We start from the raw sequence: 10,641 nt of genomic DNA on the forward strand, positions 1-10,641 counted from the left end.
AATGCATGACGCGAGCCGAGCAGCCAACGGCCCACCACCCGGCCCCCGACGACGCCCTTGTCGCGGACTCCCGCGAGCGTGCCGTCCGCGCCCTGCTGCGCCGACCGCAGCTGCGACGGCTGTGGAGCGCACAGCTCGTGGGCGGAGTCGGCGACACCCTCGCCGTCCTCGTGCTGGTGTTCCTCGCCCTCCAGGCGGCGATCGGCGAGGGCTCGTTCGGCGGTGGGTACCGGGGCGTGGCGTTCGCAGTGGCGACCGTTTTCGCAGTGCGCATCCTGGCGACGCTGCTCTTCGGAGCCGTCCTGCTGGGGCCGCTGACCTCGCTCACCTCTCAGGAGGGCCCGCTCGACCGCCGCTGGACCATGGTCGGCGCCGACGGCGTCCGGGTCGCCGCCCTGATCGTCGCGCCCCTGTGGATCGACTGGACGCCGGACAACGCGCTCGCCGCGCTGCTGGTCACGGCCTTCGTCACCGGAGTCGCCGAGCGCTTTTGGACGGTGTGCCGCGAGAGCGCGGCGCCCGCCCTGCTGCCGGCTCCGCCCCCGGAGGGCGCGACGGTACGACCGCTGCCGGACCACATGGACGCTCTGCGCCGCCTGTCGCTGCGTACGAGTTTCGTGGCGATCCCGCTGGCGGCTGCCGCGCTCGTCGTCGCGGGGCTGCTCAACAATCTGCTCGGCACCGGGCTCGACTGGTTCGACCAGCACCAGGCCGCCCTCGCTTCGTATGTGGCGGCCGGACTGTTCGCCGCGTCGCTGTCCGTGGTGACCTTCCTGGAGCTGCCCGACACGCGCACCCCGCGCGCACGTTCGCCGCTCGAGGGGCTGCGCCGCCCCAAGACGGGCGCGGGCGTGGACAAGGGGCGCACGGGCGCCATCCCGCTGCTGGTGCTCTCCGGCGCAGCCGTCGCGGGGGCGGTCTCCGCGGCCGTCGCCGTCTGCGTGCTGCACGCCAAGGACCTGAGCGGCGGCCCGGTGACGTACGGGCTGCTGGTGTTCGCCCTGACCGGCGGTGTCGTCGTCGGCATCCGTACGGCGCCTTCCGTGCTGCCGACCCTGTCCCGGCGCCGGCTGCTCGCGCTGGCGATCGCCTTCACCGGGGTCGCGCTGCTGGCCGCCGGGCTCGTCCCGGACGTCACCACGGTCATGCTGATCGTCGCGCTGGCCGGCATCGGCGCGGGCGTGGCCGCCAACACCGGGCACACGCTGCTCGACCAGGAGGCCGAGGACTACCGGCGGGCGCGTACGACGGAGCACCTGCACGCGGTGGTACGCGTGTGCGTGGCGCTCGGCGCGGTGATCGCGCCCGTGGTCGCGGCGGGGATCGGCCCGCACCGGCTGGAGAACGGCAAGTTCGTTTTCGCACACGGCGGCGCCGCGTTCACGCTCATGCTGGTGGGGGCGCTGCTGCTGCCGGTGGCCGCGCTGGTGCTGGCCAAGGTCGACGACCGCTCGGGCGTGCCGCTGCGGCACGACCTGCGGGACGCGCTGCTGGGCGGCGACGACCCGGTGACCGTACCGGCGTCGAACGGTTTCTTCATCGCCCTGGAGGGCGGCGACGGGGCCGGCAAGTCCACGCAGGCCGAGGCCCTCGCCGAGTGGATCCGCGGCAAGGGCCACGAGGTCGTGCTGACCCGTGAGCCGGGGGCGACACCGGTGGGCAAGCGGCTGCGGTCGATCCTGCTGGACGTGTCGAGCGCGGGACTGTCCCACCGGGCGGAGGCCCTGCTGTACGCGGCGGACCGCGCGGAGCACGTGGACACCGTGGTCAGGCCCGCGCTGGAGCGTGGCGCGGTGGTCATCTCCGACCGCTACATCGACTCCTCGGTGGCCTACCAGGGGGCGGGCCGTGACCTGTCCCCGACCGAGATCGCCCGTATCAACCGCTGGGCGACGAACGGCCTCGTACCGCATCTGACCGTGCTCCTCGACGTCTCGCCGGACATCGCGCGCGAGCGGTTCACGGAGGCGCCGGACCGGCTGGAGTCGGAGCCGGCCGAGTTCCACGCGCGCGTGCGGTCCGGTTTCCTCACGCTGGCCGCGGCCGACCCCGGGCGGTACCTGGTGGTGGACGCGGGCCAGGAGCCCGAGGCCGTCACGACCGTCGTACGGCACCGCCTCGACCAGCTGCTGCCGCTGTCCGAGGCCGAGGTGAAGGCCCAGGAGGAGGCGCGGAAGAAGGCCGAGGAGGAGGCCCGCCGCAAGGCCGAGGAGGAGGCCGCGCGCAAGGCCGAGGAGGAGCGGCTGGAGCGCGAGCGCCAGGAACAGCTCGAGCGGCTGCGCGCCGAGGAGGAGGAGCGCAAGCGGCGCGAGCTGGAGGAGGCGCAGCGCCGCGAGGCCGAACGGCAGGCGGAGGAGGCCCGGCAGCGCGCCGAGGAGGCGCGCCGCCGTGCCGAGGAGGAGCAGGCCCGTCTCCTCGCGGAGGAGAAGGCCCGTGCCGAGGAGGAGGCCCGCCGCAAGGCGGAGGAGGAGCGGCGGCGCAAGCAGGCCGAGGAAGAGGCCCGGCTGCACGCCGAGGCCGAGGCACGGCGGCTGGAGAAGCAGCGCAAGGCCGAGGAGGCGCTGCTGCGGGCCGAGGAGGCCAGGCGGCTCGCCGAGCAGGCCGCGGCCGCCGCGCAGGCGGGCCCCAGGCGGCCTGCGGCGCCCGCTGTGCCGCCGGAGGCGTCGACGGTGCCGACGCCGGTGGTGACGCCGACGAACGCGTCGGGCGGACCGGTGGAGGAGACCGCGGTGCTGCGGCCGGTGCGGGAGGAGAAGCCGGACACCGCGCGGACCGGCGGGTCCGAGTCCGAGGTGACGGCGCAGCTGCCGCAGCCGCCGGCTCCCACGGGAGCGACGGACGAGACGGCTGTGCTGCCGCCGGTCGTGCCGGGAGCGACGGACGAGACGGCCGTGCTTCCGCCGGTCGTGCCGGGAGCGGCCGACGAGACGGCTGTGCTGCCTCCCGTGCGGGGCGAGGACCCCGCGCATCGGGTGCCGCCGGGGCTCTTCCGGGACGAGCGCACGGGCGCGCGGCCGGACGGCGCCGAGGACCGGACGCGGGAGATGCCCCGGATCGACCCGGAGGGCGAGCCCCGGCGCCGGGCGCGCTCCGACTGGGCCGAGGAGACACCCCTGGACGACCTGCCGACGCTGGCGGACGAACTGCTCGGCCCGCGCGATGACGAGCACGACGACGACGGCGCGGGCCGGGGGAGGCGCGGCCGGGGGCGTCGGGGCTGACGTCGGCCGGCCCGTGGGCGGGCGGGGCTGCGCGTGCGTGAGATCGGCCTCGCTCGGCGCCGGGGCGGTCGCGGCCGGCCTCCCAGGTGGAACCGGGCGCTCGGCCGTCGTTGTCAGTGGCGGGTCGCACAATGGATCCCGCAACGTGAAACGTGACGAAAGGGCGGGGTGAGCGCATGACCGTCTGGGACGACCTCGTCGGCCAGGAGAAGGTGGCCGAGCAGCTCGGCGCCGCTGCCCGGGACGCCGATGCGCTGGTCACCGCGGCCGCCTCCGACGCACCGCCGCCCGAGGCGTCGAAGATGACGCACGCCTGGCTGTTCACGGGCCCGCCGGGCGCCGGACGGACCCAGGCGGCGCGGGCGTTCGCCGCCGCCCTGCAGTGCGTCAGCCCCGACCGCGCGCTCGGCGGAGCCCCGGGCTGCGGGTTCTGCGACGGCTGCCACACCGCGCTCGTCGGCACGCACGCGGACGTCACCACCGTCGCCGCCGTCGGCACGCAGATCCTCGCCGACGACATGCGCGACACCGTCCGCAAGTCGTTCACCTCGCCCGCCAACGGCCGCTGGCAGGTCATCCTCGTCGAGGACGCCGAGCGGCTCAACGAGAAGTCCGCCAACGCCGTCCTGAAAGCCGTGGAGGAGCCCGCCCCGCGTACGGTCTGGCTGCTGTGCGCCCCCTCCATCGAGGACGTCCTGCCCACCATCCGCTCCCGCTGCCGCCACCTGAACCTGCTCACGCCCTCCGTGGACGCCGTCGCCGACATGCTCGTACGCCGGGAAGGCATCGAACCGCCCCTGGCCGCCGCGGCGGCCCGCGCCACGCAGGGGCACGTCGACCGGGCCCGCCGCCTGGCCACGGACCCGGCCGCCCGCGAGCGCCGCGCCGCCGTCCTGAAGCTTCCGCTGCGCGTCGAGGACGTCGGCGGCTGCCTCAAGGCCGCCCAGGAACTCGTCGACGCGGCCGCCGAGGACGCCAAGCAGCTCGCCGAGGAGCGGGACGGCAAGGAGACCGAGGAGCTGAAGGCGGCGCTCGGCGCGGGCCAGGGCGGCCGGATGCCGCGTGGCACGGCGGGCGTGATGAAGGACCTGGAGGACAAGCAGAAGCGGCGCAGAACGCGTACGCAGCGCGACAGCCTCGACCTCGCCCTGACCGACCTCACCGGCTTCTACCGCGACGTCCTGGCTCTCCAGCTCGGCACCCGCGTCGCCCTCGCCAACGCGGACGCCGAGGACACCCTGGAGCGCCTCGCCCGCGCCGGCTCCCCCGAGTCCACCCTCCGCCGCATCGAGGCGATCGCCGCCTGCCGCGAGGCGCTCGACCGCAATGTGGCTCCGCTGCTGGCGGTGGAGGCGATGACGATGGCCCTCAGAGCGGGCTGACGGAGCGCGAAGACCGGTGATCAACGGGAAGTTGACGAGGTAATCCGTACGAGCCACGGCGTGCACGGAGAGCATTTGAATGGCTGCACAGAGTTACCATCTCCTGATGTACATCAGGCGCAGCTCCCCTCCCTGCCGTCCCAGAACCGCAGCCACCCTCCTCGCCGCGGCCGCACTGCTCGTCTCCGCCTGCTCCACCGGAGGCACCGCGAGCACCGGTGGCAATGCGGCGGACGCGGTGCTGGCCGCGCTGCCGCGGTCGACACCGTCAGCCCTCTCGCCGTACTACGGGCAGAAGCTGAACTGGCGCACCTGCGGTCCCACGGGCTTCGAGTGCGCCACGATGAAGGCGCCGCTCGACTACGCCAGGCCGGACGCCGGGGACGTACAGCTCGCCGTCGCCCGCAAGAAGGCCACCGGCAAGGGCAAGCCGCTCGGTTCCCTGCTGGTGAACCCGGGCGGGCCGGGCGGCTCGGCGATCGGGTACCTGCAGCAGTACGCCGGTGTCGGCTACCCGGCCCAGGTCCGCGCCCGCTACGACATGGTGGCCGTCGATCCGCGCGGCGTCGCCCGCAGCGAGCCCGTCGAATGCCTCGACGGCCGGCAGATGGACGCGTACACACAGACGGACACCACCCCCGACTCCGTCCATGAGACGAACGAACTCGTCCGCGCGTACCGGAAGTTCGCCGAGAGCTGCGGGCAGCACTCGGCTCAGCTGCTGCGGCACGTCTCCACCGTCGAGGCGGCCCGCGACATGGACATCCTGCGGGCGGCACTGGGGGACTCGAAGCTGACGTACGTGGGGGCCTCGTACGGGACGTTCCTCGGGGCGACGTACGCCGGACTCTTCCCGGAACGGGTGGGCCGGATGGTGCTGGACGGCGCGATGGACCCCTCGCTGAGTAGCCGCGAACTGAATCTGGACCAGACCGCGGGATTCGAGACGGCGTTCCAGTCCTTCGCGAAGGACTGCGTGCAGCAGCCCGACTGCCCGCTCGGCCGCAAGGGCACCACGCCCGCCCAGGTCGGCGCCAACCTCAGCGCCTTCTTCAAGGAACTGGACGCGCACCCCATCCCCACCGGCGACGCCGACGGCCGCAAGCTCGGCGAGGCCCTCGCCACCACCGGCGTGATCGCGGCGATGTACGACCAGGGCACATGGGCGCAGCTGCGCGAGGCGCTGACCTCGGCAATCAAGGAGAAGGACGGGGCGGGCCTGCTCGTCCTCTCCGACAGCTACTACGAGCGCAACGCCGACGGCCACTACGCGAACCTGATGTCCGCCAACGCCGCCGTGAACTGCCTGGACCTCCCGGGCGCCTTCGCCGGCCCCGAACAGGTGGAGAAAGCGCTCCCGTCCTTCGAGAGGGCCTCCCCGGTCTTCGGCAGGGGCCTCGCCTGGGCCTCCTTGAACTGTGCGTACTGGCCGGTGCAGCCGACCGGCGCCCCGCACCGCATCAAGGCGAAGGGCGCCGCCCCGATCGTCGTGGTCGGCACCACCCGCGACCCGGCGACCCCCTACCGCTGGGCCCAGTCCCTCTCCCGCCAGCTCACCTCGGCCCACCTCCTCACCTACGAGGGCGACGGCCACACCGCCTTCGGCCGCGGCAGCACCTGCATCGACTCCACGATCGACGCCTACCTGCTCCGCGGAACCCCTCCGACCCAGGGAAAGCGCTGCTCATAGCCCTGCGACCAGCCCCGCGGAGCCACCGCCCGGGGCTGGTACGGAGCACCCTCCGAAACTGTGTAGACTTACCGACGTTGCTGATCGCACCATGGTGCGGACGGCGCGCCGCCTTAGCTCAGATGGCCAGAGCAACGCACTCGTAATGCGTAGGTCTCGGGTTCGAATCCCGAAGGCGGCTCCATCAAACCCCAGGTCGGATAGCCACTGACCTGGGGTTTTCTGTTGCTCGGGGCATGGAGGGGCGCGCGGCCGGGGTGCCGTGGGATGGCTTGCGTGAGCGATGCGTGAGCGGAGCGCGGCCGGACCTACTTCTCGGGCCTCCGGCGCTTGGCCTTCTTCTTGGCCTTGGCCTGGGCGTTCGCCTTGCCTTTCGGCTTGTAGTCGCCCTTGCCGTTCTTCTTGGCGGCCTTGCGGGCCGCCTTCTCTGCCTCGGCCTTGCGCTGAAGCGGGACCAGCTTGGCTGTGGCCTCGGCGGCGTTCTTGCCGACCTGGGGCAGCACGCTCTGGTAGATGTCCCGCGTGATGCGAGTGTCGCTGTGCCCGAGGGTGTCCGACACGATCTTGATGTCGATGTCGGCGGCGAGCATGAGGGTGGCAGCGCCGTGGCGCAGGTCGTGGAGCCGGATCGGCGGGAGGCCGGATACGGAGACGAGGCGCTCGAAGAGGTCGGTCACCTTGCCGGGGTGGAGCCAGGAGCCGTCCTCCTGGGTGAAGACGTGGCCGGTCTCGACCCAGGCCGAGCCCCACTCGTTGCGATCCGCGTCCTGCCGCTCGCGGTGCCGCTTCAAGACGCTGACGGTGTCGTCGTCGAGCGCGACCACACGGTAGCCGCTGTCGGTCTTGGGGTCGGATGCCTCGACCTCCCAGCCGTCCTGCACCAGCTGAGAGGAGACGGTGAGGGAGTGGGTGTCGAGGTTCGTCTCCGACCACGGCTGCCCGCACGCTTCACCACGGCGCAGACCACGGAAGGCGATCAGGTGCCACATTGCGTAAAGCCGGTCCTCGGCGACGAAGTCAAGGAAGGCACCGGTCTGTTGGGGTGTCCAGACCATCACGGGTGACGGCTTCTCGCCCGTCTGCTCCCACTTGGCGACCCGCTCGTCCGTCCACACCAGGGCCTTCGGCTTGCGTACGGGGTCGATCTCGACGTGGGCCGCCGGGTTGAACGTGATGATCTGCTGCCCGATCGCGTCGTTCAGGGCCGCGCGGAGCGTGGCCTTGACGTGCAGGCGCGTGGCCGGGCCGGTGATGCGACGGAAGGGCGGCATCTCGTCGATCGCGGCCTTCATCGCCTTGCGCCGGGCGCGGTTCTCCGTGCCCTTCCACGGCACGGTCGCCAGCTCGTCGAGCGCGGCTCGCCGCTGGGCGTTCTCCTCCAAGATTTGGGCGTTGGCGTCGCGGATGGCGGTGAACATCTCGCTGAGGTGGCTGACGCGGAGACGGTCGAGGCGCCGCTGCCCGATGTGCGGTTTGAGGTGCACGCGGATGTCGGTCTCGTAGCGGTTCAAGCCGGACTTGCGTATGCGCTTCCCTGCCAGCCACCGGTCGAGCCACTCGCTCACGGTCAGGCTGCCGATGAGGTCCTGGCCGGCGTTGAGGCGCCGCCGGGTCTCCTCGACGTCGGGCAGGGGAGTCTTCTCGCTGCTGACTTCCGTCAGCATGGCGGCGATCAGTTCCGTGCCCTCGGGATCGTCCGACTCGGCCAGGCCAAGGAGGGTGCGGACATGGTCGAGGTCGGCTTGGGCGGCCTTGCGGCTGTCGTAGCCGCCACGAGCGAAGGACCTGCGACTGCCGTCCGCGCGGGGCGGCAGCTCTTGCCGTATGGAGTATGTGCAGTGGTTCCTGCTGTTGCGCTTCGGGCAGGAAGTGCCGAGTTCCTTGCCGGTCTTCGGGTCGCGGCACGAGCAGCGGCGGTAGGCGGAGCCCTTCAAAGATTTTCCTCCGGGGTGTCGGTTTCGGGTTCGTCTGGGTCTACGTCGGCGAGTTCGGGGGGCAGGTAGGGGAGCAGGCCGCGGTCGCGGCGGATGAAGGAGCGGGCTACGCGCAGGCGTTGCTTGGCCTTGTCGATGCGCTCCAGGCAAGCGGCCTGTTCGCGCAGCGCCTCTGCCTGTTCTGTGGCGCTGGTTACGTGCTGGACGGCGTACTGTGCGTAGCTCTCGCTTGCCATCGCGGCTTGTGCCTCACTTAGGGCCTGGATGTGCTCGCGCTGGTAGCGGAGCATGTCGCGGTCGGCCAGGGGGCCTCCGTCCTGGGCGGTGAACCAGCACATGGCCTCCCACGGAGCAGTGCGGTCCTCGTACGGGAGCCGCTGGACCTCGGCGATGTAGCCGATCGGGTAGATGAGGCAGATCGGGTTCGTGTGCAGTGCCTTGGCCAGGACCATGACGTCGACCAGGGGCAGGTTGGCACGGCGCCCGGATTCCATGTTGGGCACCGTACGGGAGGCTGTCGGCCGTGGCGTGGTGATGCGCCGGGCCCGGATCGTGTCCGAACCCGTGACGGACTACATCCGCTGGGAGCACGCCGCCACCCCGCTGAACGTCGAGGCGGGAGAGCTGGTGCGCTGGCTGCCCCGCCGGCGGGCCGTGGACATCGCCCTGCCGGGGGCCGACTTCTGGCTCTTCGACGACCGCCTGGTTCAGTTCAACATCTTCACCGGGGACGGCGACTGGGCGGATCCGCCCAAGGAATTCAGTGAGGACCCCGCCGTGGTCAAGCTCTGCTCCGACGCCTTCGAGGCCGTATGGGAGCGTGCCGTCGACCACGAGAAGTACACCGTCTGACCCGCACCTCACTCCATGCCCGCCTCCCCTTCCTCCAGCGCCCAGGCAGCCCGTGAAGCGCTCGCCGTGCGCCTGACGCACCTGCGCAAGGACGCCGGCCGCACCGGGAAGGAACTCTCCGCCCGGTGCGGCTGGCACCCTGCGAAAACCACCCGCATCCAAAAGGGCGAGGTGCAGCCCACCGACGGGGACATCCGCGCATGGTGCGCCGCCTGTGGTGCCGCAGACCAGGCCGACGACCTGATCGCCACGGCCCGCGCCGTCGACTCGATGTATGTGGAGTGGCGCAGGAGCCACCGGACCGGCATGCGCAAGACCCAGGAGGACATCTACGACCGCTACGCGCACGGCGGTGTCACCCGGGCGTACGTCTCCAATGTCGTGCCCGGCTTCTTCCAGACCCCCGCCTACGCCACGGCCCTGATGGAGGCCATCACCGACTTCCAGGGCACTCCCAACGATGTCTCCGAGGCTGTCGCGGCCCGCGTCGCCCGGAGCCGGTTCCTGTACGAGGGTGGACACCGGTTCGTCGTGCTGATGGAGGAGTGCGTTCTGCGCTACCGCGTCGGCGACGCCGAGACGATGGCCGGACAGCTCAGGCACCTGCTGACCGTGATGCCGCTGCCCTCCGTCTCGCTGGGCATCATCCCCTTCACCGCGCAAAGGACCATGTGGCCGCTGGAGGCGTTCTACCTCCATGACGGCGCACGCAGTGTCGTGGAGACCCTCACCGCCGAGGTCAACGTGGTGCAGCCGCGCGAACTCGCCGACTACCGCAAGGCGTTCGGGGAGCTGACGAAGATGGCCGTTCACGGCAACGCCGCCCGCGCCTTGATCCAGCCGGCCATCATCGCCCTCGGATGACGTTGCGCAATTCCCCGCAATTTTGTTGAGGAGAAACTCCGGCTCTCCGTACGGTCGTTGGCGTCGCCGGGCAGGTCCAGGCTTCCCCTCGGCGGCAGCGCAGGAGAGTCCCGCTCGCGTACCCCCTTTGCGAGCGGGACATCCCGGCCCCGAGGAGACGACCCCGTGAGCGTCATGACCAGACCCACCGCAGTCGGACCGCCCGGCTACACCGAAACCCTCCCCTGCGAGCCCGAGACGGCCCGCCGTGCCCGGAGCCTTGTCTCGGTCGCGCTGAACACCTGGGGCATAGCCGAGCTGGCGGAAGCAGGCACACTGATCGTCTCCGAACTGGTGGGCAATGCGGTCCGCCACACCTCGTGCCGTCTGGTCCGGGTATCCGTCCGGCGAGTCACGGACGATTTCGTACGGATCGGCGTCACCGACAAATCCCACGCCCTGCCGGAAATGGATCTGGTCACAGACGGCGATGAGACCGGGCGCGGCCTGGTCCTGGTCGACGCCCTTTCACACCGCTGGGGCTACGACGAAATGCGCTGGGGCAAGACCGTCTGGGCGGAGCTGGCGGTCCCGGCGTGCTGACCCTGCGGCTGCTACCCGAAGACGAGCTCGCGGGCGTCGCCGATCCAGAGCGATGGTTGAGCTGGCCGTCCCCCGCCGCACCGAGGGCACGTTCGCCGTCCGCACCCTGCGCCTGA

Annotated in this window: 7 protein-coding genes, 1 tRNA gene and 1 pseudogene; 7 read left to right on the top strand and 2 right to left on the bottom strand. The window is 71.7% G+C overall.

Annotated elements, in window-relative coordinates:
- Positions 1 to 5 precede the first annotated feature (5 nt).
- The 4 genes from tmk (at position 6) to ACIBW9_RS15345 (ending at position 6,477) form a co-directional block, all read left to right on the top strand.
- Positions 6 to 3,221 carry a dTMP kinase gene (gene tmk / locus ACIBW9_RS15330; RefSeq protein ID WP_398955030.1) on the top strand — a complete coding sequence of 1,072 codons (3,216 nt, stop codon included), beginning with the start codon at positions 6 to 8 and terminating at the stop codon, positions 3,219 to 3,221.
- Between the two features lie 176 nt (positions 3,222 to 3,397).
- The gene (locus ACIBW9_RS15335) at positions 3,398 to 4,603 is read left to right on the top strand and encodes a DNA polymerase III subunit delta' (RefSeq protein WP_398955032.1); all 1,206 of its coding nucleotides are present in this window, start codon (positions 3,398 to 3,400) and stop codon (positions 4,601 to 4,603) included.
- A 106-nt stretch (positions 4,604 to 4,709) separates the two neighbouring features.
- Positions 4,710 to 6,293 (top strand): alpha/beta hydrolase, encoded by a 1,584-nt coding sequence (locus ACIBW9_RS15340; protein ID WP_398955034.1) that lies wholly within the window; start codon positions 4,710 to 4,712, stop codon positions 6,291 to 6,293.
- A 107-nt stretch (positions 6,294 to 6,400) separates the two neighbouring features.
- Positions 6,401 to 6,477: transfer RNA gene (locus tag ACIBW9_RS15345), tRNA-Thr, on the top strand.
- Between the two features lie 124 nt (positions 6,478 to 6,601).
- Here the strand turns inward: ACIBW9_RS15345 and ACIBW9_RS15350 are convergent.
- Together ACIBW9_RS15350 and ACIBW9_RS15355 are read right to left on the bottom strand one after the other, a co-directional pair.
- Positions 6,602 to 8,227, bottom strand: coding sequence for a tyrosine-type recombinase/integrase (locus ACIBW9_RS15350; protein WP_398955036.1), 1,626 nt, complete (start codon positions 8,225 to 8,227; stop codon positions 6,602 to 6,604).
- Entirely contained in the window at positions 8,224 to 8,721 is a 498-nt protein-coding gene (locus ACIBW9_RS15355) for a transcriptional regulator (RefSeq protein ID WP_398955038.1), read from the bottom strand. Before ACIBW9_RS15355 ends, ACIBW9_RS15350 begins: the two co-directional genes overlap by 4 nt.
- Before the next feature lie 10 nt (positions 8,722 to 8,731).
- On the opposite strand from ACIBW9_RS15355, the pseudogene ACIBW9_RS15360 reads away from it, so the two are divergent.
- The 3 genes and pseudogenes from ACIBW9_RS15360 to ACIBW9_RS15370 all read left to right on the top strand — a co-directional run.
- Positions 8,732 to 9,079: pseudogene (locus tag ACIBW9_RS15360) on the top strand (DUF6879 family protein); the annotation flags it as partial.
- Positions 9,080 to 9,094: 15 nt separating this feature from the next.
- A complete protein-coding gene (locus ACIBW9_RS15365) occupies positions 9,095 to 9,943 on the top strand; it encodes a helix-turn-helix domain-containing protein (RefSeq protein ID WP_398955040.1) in 849 nt (282 codons plus the stop codon).
- Positions 9,944 to 10,117: 174 nt separating this feature from the next.
- Entirely contained in the window at positions 10,118 to 10,525 is a 408-nt protein-coding gene (locus ACIBW9_RS15370) for an ATP-binding protein (RefSeq protein WP_398955239.1), read from the top strand.
- Positions 10,526 to 10,641 lie beyond the last annotated feature (116 nt).

The sequence above is a fragment of the Streptomyces sp. NPDC049541 genome, assembly GCF_044465725.1.
Lineage (GTDB): Bacteria > Actinomycetota > Actinomycetes > Streptomycetales > Streptomycetaceae > Streptomyces.

Excerpts from the sequence above, each read along its gene's own strand:
- ACIBW9_RS15335 (WP_398955032.1), top strand. The coding sequence starts at position 3,398 with ATGACCGTCTGGGACGACCTCGTCGGCCAGGAGAAGGTGGCCGAGCAG.
- tmk (WP_398955030.1), top strand. The coding sequence starts at position 6 with ATGACGCGAGCCGAGCAGCCAACGGCCCACCACCCGGCCCCCGACGAC.
- ACIBW9_RS15340 (WP_398955034.1), top strand. The coding sequence starts at position 4,710 with ATGTACATCAGGCGCAGCTCCCCTCCCTGCCGTCCCAGAACCGCAGCC.
- ACIBW9_RS15365 (WP_398955040.1), top strand. The coding sequence starts at position 9,095 with ATGCCCGCCTCCCCTTCCTCCAGCGCCCAGGCAGCCCGTGAAGCGCTC.
- ACIBW9_RS15355 (WP_398955038.1), bottom strand. The coding sequence starts at position 8,721 with ATGGAATCCGGGCGCCGTGCCAACCTGCCCCTGGTCGACGTCATGGTC.
- ACIBW9_RS15370 (WP_398955239.1), top strand. The coding sequence starts at position 10,118 with ATGACCAGACCCACCGCAGTCGGACCGCCCGGCTACACCGAAACCCTC.